The organism is Paenibacillus silviterrae (assembly GCF_030167925.1).
Lineage (GTDB): Bacteria > Bacillota > Bacilli > Paenibacillales > NBRC-103111 > Paenibacillus_G > Paenibacillus_G silviterrae.
The window spans coordinates 4,911,685-4,927,724 of record NZ_JASKUT010000001.1; the positions used below are offsets into that span (position 1 = coordinate 4,911,685).

Annotated in this window: 13 protein-coding genes; 9 read left to right on the forward strand and 4 right to left on the reverse strand. The window is 54.9% G+C overall.

Annotation, left to right across the window (positions count from 1 at the left end; genetic code table 11):
• Positions 1 to 8 precede the first annotated feature (8 nt).
• Positions 9 to 1,151, reverse strand: a complete 1,143-nt coding sequence (locus QMO62_RS22940; protein ID WP_284644592.1) for a cation:proton antiporter — start codon at positions 1,149 to 1,151, stop codon at positions 9 to 11.
• 313 nt (positions 1,152 to 1,464) lie between these two features.
• On the opposite strand from QMO62_RS22940, the gene QMO62_RS22945 reads away from it, so the two are divergent.
• The 4 genes from QMO62_RS22945 to QMO62_RS22960 all read left to right on the forward strand — a co-directional run bounded on the left by QMO62_RS22945 (position 1,465) and on the right by QMO62_RS22960 (position 6,753).
• Complete coding sequence (locus tag QMO62_RS22945; protein ID WP_284644594.1) at positions 1,465 to 2,877, forward strand: HEAT repeat domain-containing protein; 1,413 nt, start codon at positions 1,465 to 1,467, stop codon at positions 2,875 to 2,877.
• A 501-nt stretch (positions 2,878 to 3,378) separates the two neighbouring features.
• Positions 3,379 to 4,347 (forward strand): AAA family ATPase, encoded by a 969-nt coding sequence (locus QMO62_RS22950; protein WP_284644596.1) that lies wholly within the window; start codon positions 3,379 to 3,381, stop codon positions 4,345 to 4,347.
• A 7-nt stretch (positions 4,348 to 4,354) separates the two neighbouring features.
• The gene (locus tag QMO62_RS22955; RefSeq protein ID WP_284644598.1) at positions 4,355 to 5,458 is read left to right on the forward strand and encodes a DUF58 domain-containing protein; all 1,104 of its coding nucleotides are present in this window, start codon (positions 4,355 to 4,357) and stop codon (positions 5,456 to 5,458) included.
• The gene (locus QMO62_RS22960) at positions 5,455 to 6,753 is read left to right on the forward strand and encodes a DUF4129 domain-containing protein (RefSeq protein WP_284644600.1); all 1,299 of its coding nucleotides are present in this window, start codon (positions 5,455 to 5,457) and stop codon (positions 6,751 to 6,753) included. Before QMO62_RS22955 ends, QMO62_RS22960 begins: the two co-directional genes overlap by 4 nt.
• 13 nt (positions 6,754 to 6,766) lie before the next feature.
• On the opposite strand, the gene QMO62_RS22965 is transcribed toward QMO62_RS22960, so the two are convergent.
• Entirely contained in the window at positions 6,767 to 7,132 is a 366-nt protein-coding gene (locus QMO62_RS22965) for a response regulator (RefSeq protein ID WP_284644602.1), read from the reverse strand.
• Positions 7,133 to 7,570: 438 nt separating this feature from the next.
• On the opposite strand from QMO62_RS22965, the gene QMO62_RS22970 reads away from it, so the two are divergent.
• The 5 genes from QMO62_RS22970 (at position 7,571) to QMO62_RS22990 (ending at position 14,267) form a co-directional block, all read left to right on the forward strand.
• Positions 7,571 to 9,553: an ATP-dependent DNA helicase gene (locus tag QMO62_RS22970; protein ID WP_284644604.1), complete on the forward strand. Its 1,983-nt coding sequence runs from the start codon at positions 7,571 to 7,573 to the stop codon at positions 9,551 to 9,553.
• Between the two features lie 167 nt (positions 9,554 to 9,720).
• On the forward strand, positions 9,721 to 10,365 hold the full coding sequence (locus QMO62_RS22975) for a nitroreductase family protein (RefSeq protein WP_284644605.1): 645 nt from the start codon (positions 9,721 to 9,723) through the stop codon (positions 10,363 to 10,365).
• A gap of 19 nt (positions 10,366 to 10,384) precedes the next feature.
• Entirely contained in the window at positions 10,385 to 11,146 is a 762-nt protein-coding gene (locus QMO62_RS22980; RefSeq protein ID WP_284644607.1) for a pirin family protein, read from the forward strand.
• A gap of 28 nt (positions 11,147 to 11,174) precedes the next feature.
• Positions 11,175 to 11,639 carry a MarR family winged helix-turn-helix transcriptional regulator gene (locus QMO62_RS22985; RefSeq protein ID WP_284644609.1) on the forward strand — a complete coding sequence of 155 codons (465 nt, stop codon included), beginning with the start codon at positions 11,175 to 11,177 and terminating at the stop codon, positions 11,637 to 11,639.
• 156 nt (positions 11,640 to 11,795) lie between these two features.
• Positions 11,796 to 14,267, forward strand: a complete 2,472-nt coding sequence (locus QMO62_RS22990; RefSeq protein WP_284644611.1) for a S1C family serine protease — start codon at positions 11,796 to 11,798, stop codon at positions 14,265 to 14,267.
• A 45-nt stretch (positions 14,268 to 14,312) separates the two neighbouring features.
• On the opposite strand, the gene gerQ is transcribed toward QMO62_RS22990, so the two are convergent.
• Positions 14,313 to 14,828, reverse strand: a complete 516-nt coding sequence (gene gerQ / locus QMO62_RS22995; protein ID WP_284644613.1) for a spore coat protein GerQ — start codon at positions 14,826 to 14,828, stop codon at positions 14,313 to 14,315.
• A gap of 315 nt (positions 14,829 to 15,143) precedes the next feature.
• Entirely contained in the window at positions 15,144 to 15,977 is an 834-nt protein-coding gene (locus QMO62_RS23000) for an aldo/keto reductase (RefSeq protein ID WP_284644615.1), read from the reverse strand.
• Positions 15,978 to 16,040 lie beyond the last annotated feature (63 nt).

Here is a 16,040-nt window from a genome sequence, read left to right on the forward strand (position 1 = left end):
TTATACTTTTACCCTGCCGCTGGACTTTTATCCTTAAGAAACAGCTTCATCATCGGCGGTGTCACGAGCGTTGTAATCAATACGACCACCACGAGGACGGCGAACATATCTTGGGTGAGGAGGCTGGCCTCCAGGCCCATCGCCGCGATAATCAGTGCGACCTCTCCCCGGGAAACCATGGCTGCCCCAATGCCCCAGGAGCTTCGCCAGCCGAAGCCGGTCAATTTGGCTCCCACAGCCGAACCGACCAGCTTGCTGGCGATGGCCACGATGCTTAAAAGTATAATGAGTCCGATATTTTGGGTAATGCCGACAAACTCTGCCGTCACCCCGATGGATGTGAAGAAAACAGGGACGAAGATGGAGTAACTGACGGTTTCGACCTTTTCGAAAACTTCATGCTTGAATTTCGTTACACTGATGGCGACACCGGCGATATAGGCCCCGATGATGGCGGCTACGCCGGCCATCTCCGCTAAGTAAGCATAAGCAAAACAGATAATGAGTCCAGCGGAGATAACCGATTCGGTCACACGGAGAGGAGCGAACTTGGATAGAATCCAGGGGACCACCTTCCATCCGAACAGGATAGCTGCTGCGAAAAAGATCACTTTCTTGATCACGACCATGCCGAGGTTTACATCGCCACCGGCAAAGCTCATCACGAAGGCTAAGGCTACAATAACCAGAACGTCGTCGATGACGGCCGCCCCCAGGATGGTAGTCCCCTCCCGGGACTGAAGCTTGCCCATTTCCTTAAGTGCCTGCACGGAAATGCTCACGCTGGTGGCGGACAGCAGAAGGCCGAGGAATACGGATTGAATCGGAGGGAGCCCGATGACCGTTCCGGATAAATAGCCAAGCGCGAACGGAACGAGAATGCCCGCTATCCCAACGGATGTGGAGGCTTTCCCAGTGCGCTTGAATTCATCGACATCCGTTTCCAGTCCGGCGATGAACATCAGAAGAATGACGCCGATTTGGCTAATCTCCTTCAAAATATCCGTATTGGTGACGAGGCCAAGGACGCTCGGACCCAGCACAATCCCAATAAGCAGCTTGCCGAGTACCGAAGGCTGGCCCAGCTTGACGCTGAGATCCCCTGCGATTTTGGAAGCTAATAAAATAATTGCGAGTTCAAAAATGAGCATGACACAAGTTCATCCTTTCCATATCGTTCTTAGCATGCGAATAATGGGGAAAAACATGCAAAAGGAGCCCGACAACTATAGGCGCTATTAGACATAGCTATCCCATAGTGACAGGCTCCTCCAGGCAATGCATATTTTGTTTTTCCTGAAATTTATACGTTGGGCGGGAGGATTGGTTTCATTTTCTTTTTGTCTGATAAAACCTTATTTTTGTGCAAACTTGGATTATCTTCGTGCATGTTCTCTCCGGCAAGCGGTTTATATAATAAGGTCATCATACGAAACAAGTTCAAATTGCCGGGAGGTAGAAATCATGGGTACATCCGCTCCATTGCTTTTGACAGACGAACAAATGCGCACATTCATTACGGAAGGCTTCCTCATTCTGCAAACCGATCTATCGGAGGAGTATCATCAGCGTTTGGTGGAGCAGCTGAGCTATGTATACGAGCAGGAGGGCAACCCGGGCAATAACCTGCTCCCCCGGATCCCGGAGCTGCAGGAAGTTTTCGACCACCCCGTGGTGAACGGTGCCCTGACCAGCGTGCTGGGACCGAACTATATGATGCACTGCCATCGCCACGGCCATTACAATGCGTCGCCGAAAGCCGGCGGCTGGCATAAAGACAGCTACTGGGGCTATAGCAAAATACGCAATCTACATCCTTGGTGGGCCATGGTCATGTACTTCCCCCAAGATACGCCGATCGAGCTGGGACCGACTGGCGTAATGCCGGGGACGCAGTATGATGAGACCAAGACCTTCGGGACCGATGAACCGGAAGGGGAAGCGGTTGCAGCCGGCAAGGCGGGCACCTTTGCCTTGATCCATTACGATATTTGGCACCGCTCCACCCCGAATTTGCTGGGGAAAGAACGGTATATGCTGAAGTTTGAGTTCATGCGGACGGAAGCGCCCACCGCTCCTTCCTGGAACCGGGTGGAGAAGGAGTGGAGAAAGCCGGCTGCTTTCAGCACTCCGATTGTGCAGCGTGACACATTATGGGAGGAGACATGGAACTGGCTAAGCGGGCAGGTCGGCAGCTTGGCGGATACTTGCGCGGCGGAAGAAGGGCAAGTGGAGGCTTTGGCGGCGCAGCTTCGGACTGCGGATGAGCCGGAGGCCCTGAATGCAGCGTATGAGCTTGCGCGCAGGGGTGAAGCAGGCATTGCCGCGCTGCTGGAGGTGCTGCATGGAGACGATCTTAAGAAGTCCCGCAGCGCAGCTTACGGCCTATCCGCAGCGGGAGCGGGAGCAGTATCCGGCTTGACAGCGGCGCTGGCTAGCGAGCGTCCGGAGACGGTTATGCACGCTGCCTTCGCCCTGGGCGAGCTGAGAGAGATGGCAGCGGAGGCTGTTCCAAGCTTGAACGGTCTGCTGAGCAGCGGTGATGCGCCGGTGAGACGCATTGTTGTAGAAGCACTCGGCCTGATCGGTACGCCTGTGGATAGTGTGGTGGGCGGTCTCATCCGCTGCCTGCAAGATGAGGATGTGCAGGTACGGTTTACCGCCGGGCTGTCGCTGGCACGCCTTGGCGCATCAGCTGACGGCGCCGTGCCGGAGCTTGCCGTTGCGCTGAATGACGAGAACCGCTACGTGCGTGGTCATGCCGTCGATGCGCTCAAGTGCATCGGCACGCCTGCCGCGAAGGATGTGCTGCTGCCGTTCCTGCTCCGTTCGCGCTGGTGCCCGATCACCACGCCGAAGAGCACGTTCTATCCGTAAGAAGCCAAGGCGGTCCCTTTTGGGGGCCGTCTTTTCGCTGTTTGTGGGGCGTTGGCAGCGTCCATTCGCAGAAATGCGATTGCAGGGGCGAAACTGGGGTGGGTGGTGGTCAGCAGTGGCGAAAGTGCGATTAATGGGGGTGGATGGTGGAGTAATCGGGCGCTAGATGGCGTCCAATTGCAGAAATGCGATTGCAGGAGCGAAACTGGGGCGTGCGGTGGTCAGCAGTGGCAAAAGTGCGATTAATGGGGGTGGATGGTGGAGAAATCGGGCGCCAGATGGCGTCCAATCGCAGAAATGCAATTGCAGGTGCGAAACTGGGGTGTGCGGTGGTCAGCAGTGGCAAAAGTGCGATTAATGGGGGTGGATGGTGGAGTAATCGAGCGCTTGAAGGCGTCCAATCGCTGAAAGCACTCTAGGATCAATTGGCCTGTAGGCGCTGGGAGCGCTTTCTGGTATGATGGAAAAAAACGGTTCAATGAACAAGTGAGGCGGTGTCCCATGGAAATGCAAAACCTGACAGCGATGATTGAGAGGCTAAGGCAAAGCGTAGGCAGCGTGATCGTAGGAAAGGAGCATACGGTCGATCTCCTGCTGACCGCTCTGCTGGCCGGCGGCCATGTTCTGCTGGAGGATGTGCCCGGCACAGGCAAGACGCTGCTGGCGAAGGCGTTGGCCCAAGCTGTCGGAGGCACCTTCAAGCGTATTCAGTTCACGCCCGATCTGCTTCCGTCCGATGTGAGCGGAATCCACTATTACAATCAAAAACTGGGCGAGTTTCAGTTCCGGCCGGGTCCTGTGTTCACGAACATCCTGCTCGCGGATGAAATAAACCGGGCCACACCCCGCACGCAGTCTAGCCTTTTGGAGTGCATGGAGGAGCGCCAAATTACGATTGATGGGGAAACGCATCAGCTGGAGAAGCCCTTCCTCGTGATCGCCACGCAAAATCCTGTGGATAATCAAGGCACCTTTCCGCTGCCGGAGGCCCAGCTCGACCGTTTCCTCATGCGCGTCTCTATGGGCTATCCCAGCTTTGAGGAAGGAGTGGGGATTTTGCGCCGTTTCCAGGAGGCCAACCCGCTGCAAACCTTACAGGCTGCCGTCACCTTGGACGAAGTACGGCTTGCCCAAGCGCAAGCATCCCGAGTCCATATTGCGGAGGAGCTGCTCGGCTACATCGTGCGCTTAGCGGAGACTTCACGGAAGCACCCCGATGTTGTGCTCGGCATTAGCCCGCGGGGGACGCAATCGCTGCTGAAGGCGGTACAGGCCTATGCCCTGGTACGGGGAAGAGATTATGTCGAGCCGGATGATATCAAGGCAATGGCACTGCCGGTGCTCACCCACCGGATCCTGCTGCAAGGAGCCATGAGGGTAAGGGAGGGCCGCTCCGAGGACGTCCTGAAGCGGCTGCTGAACGAGGTGGAAGTGCCTTCAGAGGGCCCTGCCTTATCGCGGGGAAGGTAAGCGATCGATGCTGCTGACTTGGCTAATCATCGATGTCGTTGTCATTTTTGCGCTCATTGCCTGGCTGTATCGATATCGGGCTCTACATCATCTGGATTATCACCGCGAGTTCACCCGGTCCGCCGTATTTGAAGGCGAGACGGTGGAAATGGTCGAGCGCATTGTCAACCGTAAGCTGCTTCCGCTGCCTTGGCTGCGGCTGGAGTCGCTGCTAGGCCGAGGCCTCCTGTTCGGGGGACAGGCGAATTTGGACATACGCAGCGGCGAGCTGTTCCAGAATCACATCAGCATGTTCAGCCTGCGCCCGTACCGCCAGATTGTCCGCAAGCATCAGGTGTTGTGTGCAAAGCGGGGCTGGTATAAGCTTGATTCCGCTACCATGACAACCGGAGATCCGCTAGGCATTGCACAGATCAATAAGCGGTTTCCGCTGTCGCTGGAGCTGCTCGTATATCCGGCGGTGCAGCCGCTTCAGGAGCTTCCGCTGCCGAACCACAGCTGGCTCGGAGAGATTACCGTGCGCCGCTGGATCGTGGAGGATCCGTTCCTAACGGCAGGGATTCGGGAATACCGTGCAGGCGACCCGCTTTCGTCGATCCATTGGAAGGCGACGGCGCGGACCGGCGAGCTGCAGGTGCACAGCAAGGATTACACGGCCGATCACCGCCTGCTTCTCTGTCTCAATCTGGAGACGCATGAGAAGATGTGGGCGGCCGTAACCGATCCGGAGCGGATCGAGCAGGGGCTGCGCTATGCCGCCACGGTGGCTGAACATGCAATTCGTCACGGCATCGAGACAGGCTTTGTATGCAACGGCTGGGTGCAGGGCGGGGACAAGGTGCCGATCCGATTGACACCGCAAGGCGGGAGCTCGCAGCTGCTCGATATCCTTCAAACGATGGCGCGAATGGAGCTGGAGGCGGTGGTCAAAATGAGCTGGCTTCTGGAGCGGGAAATGGAAGCGGGGACAGCCGATATGGATATTCTTATCCTCTCCTGCCATCAAGGAGAGGAGCTGCGCGACACGGCCGAGCTTTTGCAGCGAAGGGGTAATGGGGTCGAGTGGATGCACATTCCGGAGCTGAATAAGCGGAAGGGAGAGATCGCATGACCATCCAACCCGTAATCCGATCATGGAGCAGGGCGTTGTTCGAGCTGTTGCTCCTGCTGCCCCTTTGGCTGCTGGTCAATGTATATATTCTCCCTGAGAAAAGCCTATATTGGCTGATAGGAATGGCGTTTTTATCCTTAATAGGAGTTATGACCGGCAATAGGCTGAGATACCATTGGTCAAGAGGATTGACCGCAGTAGCTCTTGGCAGCTTGTTCGCATTCGCCGTTACAGGGACGGACTGGCGTTCCTTGCTTCTGGCGCCGCCGGGAATCGCAGCAGTGCTGATAGGCTTACGCGCGACAAGCGGCTCCCGGAGTGAGGCCCTGCACTGGGTTGGCATAACAGGCTACCTGCTTGCAGCGTTCTTCTTCCGCTACTGGCCTGAGCTGGAGACGAAGCTGTCCCTGCTTACCTGGGCCGGCATGTTCTGCCTGATCATTGTCGTGTTTACCACGAACAGCCGCTTCCTAAGGTATGCCAGCCTGTCCAAAAACAAAGCCTCCGCCGCTGCAGTTCCGGCCGCCATCCGAACGCATAACCGATGGTACGTGGGAGGCGTGCTTGCCGTATCCATTGGGCTCGCAGCTTTGGCCGGCAGCTACATGGGCCAGCAGCTGTGGACCTTCCTTCGGCTGCTTCTGGGCTGGCTCTTTAGAAGCACTCCTAAGGAAATGCAGCGGGTGGAACAGCAGCCGGCGGCTCCAAGTCCGCCGATGGGCTTGCCTCAAGAGGAGCCGGGACTGCTGAGCTACCTGCTGAACCTGCTTTTTTATACGGTGTGCGCCTTGGTGCTGGCTGCTCTTCTGGGATATGCGCTGTATTGGCTCTACCGGAATAGCGGAGAGAAGCTCCGCGCCTTCGCAGCCAAGATCATCTCCATGCTTCGGCGCGAAGTCCCAAAGGAGTATCAGCAAGGCTATGTGGATATTGAAAGCGGTGTGTTTTCTTGGGAGAGCGCTCGTCGCCGCTGGCGGGAAGTGTGGCTGGACCGGGTGAAAGGCGGCGTAAGAGACAGATGGGAAGACCAAACCACGAATCGCGATCGAATCCGTTACCTGTACCGGGAATGGCTGCGGGTGGGAGCAGCCCACGGGTATGAGAAGAAGCCTTATTTGACACCTAAGGAAACGGGAGATGAGCTGCTGCGTAAGGAAGCAGCCGAGCGCAGCAAGCGAACGTACGGACCGAAGGAAGAAACGGCGGGCCTCCTGTTGAAGCTCTATTACCAGGTTCGTTATGCAGCTAAGGATGTGACGGACGAAGAGGTGGAACGAGCTAGACAATGGAAATGAAGCGATTGCAAGGCTACAGCTTATGAAGAACGCGATCCATGGCGCTAATCATGCGGGGGGCATCAAACGGCTTTACGACAAAATCCATCGCCCCCGCTTTTATCGCTTCAATGACGCTGTACTGATTACCCATTGCCGAGCAGATAATCACTCTGGCCCGCGGGTTGATCTGCCGTATGTGACGAAGCGCCTCTATGCCGTTCATCTCCGGCATGATGATATTCAGGATAACAAGATCTGGCTGACACTCCCGGTACTTTTGGACACCGGTCAGCCCATTTTCCGCCTCGCCCACAAGCCTATGTCCTGCCTTAGCAATGATATCCTTCAGAATGAGCCTCATAAAGCTGGAATCCTCAATGATCATTACGTTGGCCATATGGCGCTACCCCCAAGTGTTAAGTCGTAAGATTGCTCCCTCAAATTCTCCATGAGCCGAATAGGATGCTTCCCTACTACTCTATGTTTGCCATACAAGATTCACAACTGTGTATTTAGAAAATGTGATATGATATTTTCCTCTCTCTATTCGAGCGGATATCCACAGGGTTATGCACAGAATCAACAGGCTTTAAGCCCAGTCCTGTGTATAGATCGTTCTTTTTCGTCAACATATCCACAGAATTGGTTATCCACAGACTGCTCTCTTTGGAAAAAGCCCTCTCTTACCCGTTTTATTGTGCATGGGAAGCTTAGGTAAGGGGAATTCTGGATGAAAGACAGGTATGATAAGAAGGAGCTTGCCCCTTGCTTGTAGAAATAACCATGTCTGAAGCAATGATTCTTATACTAGCAAGACATTGGAGGCTTACTGACCGTGCCGCGTTACCCTTTCGATTATGATCCCTCTCAGCCCTTCGTTCCTCAGGTAGGAGAATGGGTAGGGGATGTGTTCTACGATATTTTGCCGGAGGCCGGATTTGAGGTTCGGGATGAGCAAATTTACATGGCGTATCAGCTGGAGCGGGCTTTTGCCGAGAAGCGTACCATTTTTGCAGAGGCGGGGGTAGGCACCGGAAAAACGCTGGTGTACTTGCTTTACGCCGTCTGTTATGCGCGTTATACGCGCAAGCCGGCGATTATTGCCTGTGCCGACGAGACACTGATCGAGCAGCTGGTGAAGCCTACCGGGGACATCGCCAAGCTAATGCAGCACCTGGATCTCGACATTGATGCCCGTCTCGCCAAATCTCCCGATCAATACCTTTGCTTGGTGAAGCTGGATGAAGCACGGTTTGGAGACGACGAGGGGGAGCAGTACCAGGAGCTGTACGAGCAGCTTCCGTCCTTCGTCCATGCCCGCGAGGCATTGCAGGCATTCCATGCCTACGGCGATCGGAAGCAGTATCCGGAGATGAACGACGAGCAGTGGAGCCGGATGAATTGGGATGCGTTCCAGGATTGCCTCGTGTGCGATAAGCGTCATCGCTGCGGACAGACGTTATCCCGCGAGCACTACCGACGTTCGGCGGATTTGATCATCTGCTCGCACGATTTTTACATGGAGCATGTCTGGACTTATGAGGCCAGGAAACGCGAGGGGCAGCTGCCTTTGCTGCCGGAGCATTGCGCCGTTGTATTCGATGAGGGGCATTTGCTGGAATCGGCCGCGCAGAAGGCTCTCACGTACCGGATTAAGCACGCGGTGTTCGAGGAGCTGATGACCAGGCTGCTGCAGGGTGAGGTTCGGGAGTCGCTGGCACAGCTGGTGGACGACATGATCGACCAAAGCGAGGCCATGTTCCGTGAGCTGGATCGCCAGAGCAAGCCGGTACCCGGCTCGGACCGCCGCCGAATCGACGTAGACGATAAGCTTTTGCGGGAGATTACCGAGTTTCGCAGGCTGCTCACTAAGCTGGAGGAGGAGCTGGTCTTCGAAAGCGGTCTGTTCACGCTGAACGAGTACCAGCTGCGCATCGTCGAAGAGCATCTGGAGATGATGCAGAAGGCGCTCGTGCTGTTCGATCAGCCGGAAAAGCTGGTCTGCTGGGCGGTGGATTCCGACACGGGGCTGACGCTTGCGATCATGCCGAGAACCGTGAAGGAAGTGCTGGGCGAGCGGGTGTTTGATAAAAGCATGCCGATTGTTTTTTCCTCAGCGACCTTGTCGGTGGACGGCTCGTTCCGCTATGCGGCGGAGAGTCTCGGTATTGAGTCGTATCTTTCCTTCACCGTCGATTCGCCTTACGATTATGAGCGGCATATGCAGGTTATTGCCCCGAAGGTGGCCGCGACAGGAGCCTTTGCGGATAAAATGATCGCAGCGACTGAGCTCCTTCAGCTTACCGAAGGAAGAGCGCTGATCCTCTTCCCGACACGGGAGGAGCTGGAGCATTTTAAAAAAGAGATCGGACAGCGGGAGGAAGGCAGAAGGTTTCGCTTCCTGTTCGAGGGCGATCAGGAGATCAGCTATCTGATCGAAAGCTTCCAAGAGGATGAGCAAAGCGTGCTTTGCGCGGTGCGCTTATGGGAGGGGCTCGATGTGCCGGGTCCGTCGCTGTCGAATGTCATCATCTGGTCGCTGCCTTATCCGCCGGAGGATCCGGTATTTACTGCGAAGCGCAAGGATGCAAGGTCGCCTTTCGTGGAGGTCGATTTGCCCTATATGCTTCTAAGGCTGCGGCAAGGAATCGGCCGCTTAATCCGCTCTCGGGAGGACCAAGGGATCGTTGCTTTGCTTAGCGAAGGACTCCATAAGAAGCCTGAAGTGCGAACGAGGGTAGAGGCGGTTTTGCCGAAGGGGGTTCGTTTGATCGAGGAGGTCGGCGAGCTTCGAATGGTTCAGGCTGTAAAGCCGTGATTGGTAATGGCGAGAACGTGGGAAGCACCTCTCACGTTCTTTTTTTATCCGAGTTGACGGAAGGTACAATCCGTGATATTATCTCAATATAAAGATATTCAAATCTGAGATTAAGAAAAAATTATTATCTTAAAATTAAGACAATTGATTCCGGGGAGGATATAACCATGACAACGAATACCGTACCAGCCGAAGACTTCAAGCTCTTAGTGGAGCAAAGGAGATCAGCTAATAATTTTGATGAGACGGTGCGCATTACGCGAGAAGAGCTGAATGAGATCTTCCAGCTTGCTAAGCTGGCCCCGTCGGCCTATAACCTTCAGCATACCCGTTATGTGGTCGTTGATGAAGAGGAGCTGAAGCTGAAACTGAAAAAGGCGGCTTACGGTCAGCATAAGGTGGGTACCGCGTCCGCGGCTATCATCGTCCTAGGCGATGTGAAAGGCTATGAGAAGGCGCAGCAAATTTATGAAGGACAGCTTCACTTGGGCATCATGGATCAGCAGCAGTATGATCAAACACTTCAGACCATTCAGTCATCCTATGAAGGCAATGAGCGTTTCCAGCGGGATGAGGCGATCCGCAGTGCGAGCCTATCCGCGATGATGTTGATGCTGGCAGCCAAGAGCCGCGGCTGGGATACGTGTCCGATGATCGGGTATGACGAGCAGGCGGTTCGGGAGCTGCTTCACATTCCCGACCATCTCGCCCCGGTCATGATGATCACCATCGGCAAAGAGAAGACGAACCATCCGAGAATTCGCGGGTATCGCCGTCCTGTCGGTGAGTTTGTGCAATACGGCGCTTATTAATAAGGGAGGGGTGCATACTATGGTTAGAATTTATACTCCTGCGATGCAGGCAAGCGGAAACTTTGACGGAGGTAAAATTACGGAGCAGAAGCCGATTGGTTTTCCGGGAGAGGGCTCGGTGATTAAGCGTGTAGGCCCGCTCTTTTATTGGGCATGGTTCGCATCAGCCAAGGAAGGCTATATAGCGCCGCATCCTCACTCGGGCTTTGAAATTATGACTTACGTGACACAAGGCAAGGCGGAGCATGAAGACTCGCTTGGGACGAAGAGCATTGTAGGCCCCGGCGGAGCGCAGGTCATGCAGACCGGCTCCGGCGTATCTCACAGTGAAAGGATCATCGGCCCGGAAGCCGAGGGCTTTCAAATTTGGTTTGAGCCGGATTTGAGCAAAAGCACGAAGCTGGCTCCGACTTACAATGAATATCAGCATGAACAATTCCCGCAGGAGGAAAGGGACGGGGTTACGGTCAAAACGGTGCTTGGCGGTCCGTCGCCGATCAAGCTGCAGGTACCGGCACACATGTGGGATGTTACCCTACAGAAGGAAAGTCGCTATACTCATCGAATACAAAAGGGACATACCTTGTCGGCTTTGGCGATCCGAGGAGGCGGCAGATGGGAGGCCGGCGGGAAGGAATATGTTTTCCAGCCTAAGGATTTCAGCGTGATTCCGGTCGATCAGGAGACGGAGGTTGCGATTGCAGCGGGAGAAGAAGCGGTGCGAATCCTGCTGATTGAGGTGCCTTCCAGTCCGGATTACGCGCTCTATCCGAAACGGTAATAAACACATGGAATAGAGGTGAAGGCTCATGCAGCATGAGGATGGGATGCAGCGAAGAAAAGAGCTGTCATTAAGGCTGTTCATCGTCATGAATCGTGCGGTTAACTGGGTGAACAAGCATGCGGAGGAGGATATCCAGAAGTCCGGCTTGACGCAGACGGAGTTCGCGGTCATGGAGCTGCTGTATCATAAAGGCCGACAGCCGCTGCAGCAGATCGGACAGAAGGTGCTCATCTCCAGCGGGAATATTACGTATGTTGTAGATAAGCTGGAGAAGAAGGGGCTGCTTCAGCGCAAGCCTTGCCCGACGGACCGCCGCGTGATCTATGCGGAGGTCACCGAGCAAGGAGAAAAGCTCATCGCGGAAGCCTTTGTCGGGCACGAGCTGGCCTTGATGCAGGCGATGGAGGGCTTAAGCGAGGAGGAGCTGCAGGAAGCGGCGGAGCTGTTGAAGCGGCTGGGGCTTCATGCGGAGCAGCGGTATAAGGGGTAAAAGGGAAAGGCAGTGCCGCTATATGCGGCTTCCGCCTTTCCTTGTTTATTTTCATTCATCACGTGCTCTTCTATCCCATCTTTCTATTGCTAGTGTCGGATACATATGATAGATTTGATAGATTATGGAAAACAATGGGTAGGGGGCACCAGATGTATGAAGCGAATGCATCCATGGAAATTTACGATTCTGTGTACTACCGCTGCGGCGATGCTGCTTGCGGCAGCTCCGGGGGCTGTAGTGCAAGCGGCGACAGCGCAAGAATCCCAGGCCTTCTCCGCCGTCATCGACAAGACGACCTCGTCAGTGGTAGCGATTATAGGCAGGCCGATGGAAGGGAAAAAAACGTGGGAGATGAACCGCTACAATCTGTCTCACGGTACAGGGATCATCATCCGCAGCGAAGGCTACATTCTTACGAATGCGCATGTCGTGAAGGATATGCGGAACATTACGGTTGTGACGGCAGACGGGAAATCCTACAGCGGGAAGACGACGCATTACGATGAGGAGAGCGATCTGGCGCTGGTGAAGATCGAGGCCTCGAACTTGACCCCGGCCGTCTTCGCATCGCCGAAGGATCTTAGGGTAGGAGAGTCGGTCATGGCGATTGGCACGCCGCTGTTCTTCGCTCTGCGTAACTCGGTTACTTATGGAATTATTAGCGGAATGGACCGGTCGGTGCAATCCCAGCATCAGCTTATTCAGACGGACGCCGCCATCAATCCCGGAAACAGCGGAGGCCCGCTTGTGAACATGAACGGCCAGGTGGTAGGCATCAATACGATGAAGTTTACGGACTTCGGAGTTGACAATCTGGGCTTTGCAATCCCGGTGGGAACGGTTCAGCATGTGCTGGATCACTTTTTCAAATACGGGAAGGTAAAGCGGGTGTCGTTGGGACTGGAGCTTGGCGAAAGCTGGGAGGCCGTGGTTGGACTTCCGACGGCGGCAGGGCTTGAAGTCACTTATGTGGAGCCGGAGACGCCTGCGGCCAAGGCCGGGGTAAAGCAGGGGGATGCGCTGCTGTCGATCGATGCTTCTAAAGTAAATAATTTGGCCGAATATCATGAGGTGCTGAAGGCTTACCTGCCGGGGCAGAAGGTGAAAATCAAGCTTCAGAACAAGGGGCAGACCCGTGAGGTCGAGCTCGTGCTGGAGGAGGATCGGACGGCCGAAACCGCTCTGGTGCAGGACGCGGAGGGTACTTACATCGATTCCGACCAAGGGAAAACAAGGGTCGGGGACAGCTATTACGGCTGGTCGATGAAATATCCAGCCGGATTGATTCAAGCGGATCAGTCCTATGAGGGGAATATGGCTACCTTTGCCGATGCTAAGGGGGACTTTGCCGTGAATATCATGGTCCAGGAGCATCAGAGCACGGAGCCTTCGCCGCTGTCGCTGCTTCGTAAGCTGGGACAGCAGCCGGGTGCGCTTGTGCTTGAGCGTAAATACGTTGACCAAGCGCCGCAGCCTTATGCGAAGCTGTTAGGCAAATACGAGGATGGAGGGTACTACGAGGTACGGGTCTTCTGGAAGGAGGAGAAGCTGTACTATGTCATTTTGGCTATCGAGAAGGAAGAGCATTACTTGAATCCGGCCAAAAGAAACAGCTACTACGATCTTCTGGATTCGTTTACGCTGGCATTTGACCCGGACGATTCGATGCTGAAGGATATTTCGGTCTACCAAACGAACAAGACGGTTAGCACTGAGTACGGACTTGCACTGGAGCTGCCGGCCGAATGGGATCGGGAGGAGTACGGCGGAGAGCTTGAATTTTACAGTAAGGATAAAGAAGTGACGCTTTCCGTGAAGGTAAGCTCCGCGGCCTCAGGCGATACCTTGAAGGCATGGGCCGATCGGCAGGAAAAGAAGGTGTTGACCGGCTATGCGGAGGGCTTTCGTGATGTCCGCGGGGTGCGGGAGGTAACGGTTGACGGGAACGCTGCATTGGAGAACCACTTTGCCACTACCATGGGGGATAAATGGAAGGAAGAGCATGTACTGTATGTACTGAAGGACAAATATAAGTACGAGCTGCGTTGGAGTTACCCAAGGGCAAAGGGCGGCAGCGAAGTCGACCGGCTGATTGCCGAGATGACGGAATCCGTCTCCTTCCCGAAGGATGCCGTGAACCGAGCCTTAGGTTTTATCCAGGATGAGGAAGACCTGATGGATGAATCCAGAACGATTGCCTACAGCAATAAAAAGTATCATTACTCGCTTCGGGTGCCCGAGCTATGGAACAGCGGCTATGGCGAAGAGAGCGAAGCGCAGGTGAAGCGGTTTAGCTTCGAGGGGGGCAGCTTCACGATAAAGGCGGAGGACCGTTCGGCCCTTGACGAGACGGCCAACCGACTGGAGCAGGAGCATAAGGAAAATGCGCAGAAGGATGCGAACTACAAATATAACGTATCGGATGTCGCTTTGGCCGGTGTTTCAGCCAAGAAATACGAAGTGAAATATGCGACGAAGAGCAATCCGTATACCTTGCAGGAGTATGCATTGGAAGCGAACGGGGTGACCTATACCGTGCGCCTTGAAATCAACGATGCGGTAAACACCGAGTCGGGGTGGGGGCGCCTTATGCAAGCATTGGAGTCTATAACCATCGGCAAGTAGCAAACAGGCGGGCGTCACATGAGGTGGCGACCCGCCTTCGTTCGTTTACCTTCCGACTCCCGGCCGTGCCGTACCGCCGAATTGAGGGGAGTAATTCAATTCCTCATCGAAGGTGATGTAATCCAGGTTCACCATGAGCAGCAGGTAGCGCATACCGGTTTGCGGATCGCTGATGATAATGTGGTCACGACCGGCGGCTTCCAGGCGGCCCTTGAATATTTTGGCGTTCCACTCACTGTTGTTCTCGAAAGTCATGTAGATAGTGGCGATTTTGCCGAGATTCAGACGGAGGATGTTCTCGATGAAGGACTGCTCGATCGGCAGCATGCCGGGAACGTTGACCCCTGCGGTGCCGGCAGGGGATGCCGCGAGCGAGCCCGGGGTGTTAGTGCCGCTAATAGGCGGAGCCATAGGTGCACCACCGGGCATCATGGACGGCTGGGCTCCGCCGTTAAAGCCGGGAAAGCCGGTAAAGCCCGGAGCCATGCCCCCCATCGGATAACCGCCGGGATAAGGATTCATTTGCCCTTGGTTGCCTACCTTGTAAGGATTGTTCATCATTTCCATAAAAACCTCCTTGGAATTGGGCGGACCGCATACCGCGTGACACTGCGGATGCATCCGCTGTAAGTATAGGGGCAGCAAAAGTGCCGCCGGATCCATAAGTACGGCTCATCTCCATGAATGATGCCCATGGGCTGAAGCACACATCATTCTATGGGGATGGGCGGCGGTTGGTTACAGCTGGAAACGCAATACGGGAAAAATATATGAGACGAAACGGAGAATCATGTCATCGGACAAGGGAGAAATTTATCGAAAACCTGTACAAAAAAAAAACAGCGACCGCAAAAATTGCGATCGCTGTAAGCAGCATTAAAAATCGAAATTGTCCGGGTCCGGTCCGAAGCGCTTGTTTTGATTCAGCTCATCCAGGCGCTGCATGTCCTCCGGGCTGAGACTGAAATCAAAGACGTTCGCATTCTCGCGAATACGGCCCTCGCTGATAGATTTGGGGATTGTTACGATGCCGCTCTGCAGATCCCAGCGCAGTACGATCTGGGCCGGCGATTTGCCGTATTTCTGCGCGAGCTCCGTAAGCAGCGGAAGGTCGAGATTCCCCTGCATAAGAGGACTCCAGGCCTCAAGCTGGATGCCCTTGTCCTTGCAGAAGGCGCGCAGCTCCTCCTGCTGAAGGAGCGGATGGCACTCGACTTGATTGACGGCCGGAACGATGTCGCTGGAATCCAAAATATCCTGCAGATGATGCACCTGGAAGTTGCTGACGCCGATCGCGCGCACCAGCCCGTCTTGATAGAGCTTCACGAGCGCCTTCCAGGTTTCCGTATATTTGCCCTTCACGGGCCAGTGAATGAGATAAAGGTCGATCACATCGAGCCCAAGCTTCTTGCGGCTCTCCTCGAAGGCCCGCAGCGTGCTGTCGTAGCCCTGATCTGCGTTCCACACCTTCGTCGTAATAAACAGCTCGTCGCGCGGAACGCCGCTCTCGCGAAGGGCCTGGCCGACACCGGCTTCGTTGCCGTACACCGCTGCCGTATCGATGCTGCGGTAGCCCGCCTGCAATGCGTATTTCACGGCATTGACAACCTCGTCGCCTTCCTTCGTTTTCCATACGCCTAGGCCAAGCCACGGCATTTCGATGCCGTTATTCAGAACAGTCTTATCTGCGATATGCTGGAATGTGGTCATGAGAACAGTCCCTCCTGGATTGAATTGGCACACTTCCTCATGATACCACAACGCTAGGGGGCC

Coding starts and splice junctions, on each gene's coding strand:
- QMO62_RS22940 (WP_284644592.1), bottom strand. CDS start 1,151: ATGCTCATTTTTGAACTCGCAATTATTTTATTAGCTTCCAAAATCGCA.
- QMO62_RS22945 (WP_284644594.1), top strand. CDS start 1,465: ATGGGTACATCCGCTCCATTGCTTTTGACAGACGAACAAATGCGCACA.
- QMO62_RS22950 (WP_284644596.1), top strand. CDS start 3,379: ATGGAAATGCAAAACCTGACAGCGATGATTGAGAGGCTAAGGCAAAGC.
- QMO62_RS22955 (WP_284644598.1), top strand. CDS start 4,355: ATGCTGCTGACTTGGCTAATCATCGATGTCGTTGTCATTTTTGCGCTC.
- QMO62_RS22960 (WP_284644600.1), top strand. CDS start 5,455: ATGACCATCCAACCCGTAATCCGATCATGGAGCAGGGCGTTGTTCGAG.
- QMO62_RS22965 (WP_284644602.1), bottom strand. CDS start 7,132: ATGGCCAACGTAATGATCATTGAGGATTCCAGCTTTATGAGGCTCATT.
- QMO62_RS22975 (WP_284644605.1), top strand. CDS start 9,721: ATGACAACGAATACCGTACCAGCCGAAGACTTCAAGCTCTTAGTGGAG.
- QMO62_RS22980 (WP_284644607.1), top strand. CDS start 10,385: ATGGTTAGAATTTATACTCCTGCGATGCAGGCAAGCGGAAACTTTGAC.
- QMO62_RS22985 (WP_284644609.1), top strand. CDS start 11,175: ATGCAGCATGAGGATGGGATGCAGCGAAGAAAAGAGCTGTCATTAAGG.
- QMO62_RS22990 (WP_284644611.1), top strand. CDS start 11,796: ATGAAGCGAATGCATCCATGGAAATTTACGATTCTGTGTACTACCGCT.
- gerQ (WP_284644613.1), bottom strand. CDS start 14,828: ATGATGAACAATCCTTACAAGGTAGGCAACCAAGGGCAAATGAATCCT.
- QMO62_RS23000 (WP_284644615.1), bottom strand. CDS start 15,977: ATGACCACATTCCAGCATATCGCAGATAAGACTGTTCTGAATAACGGC.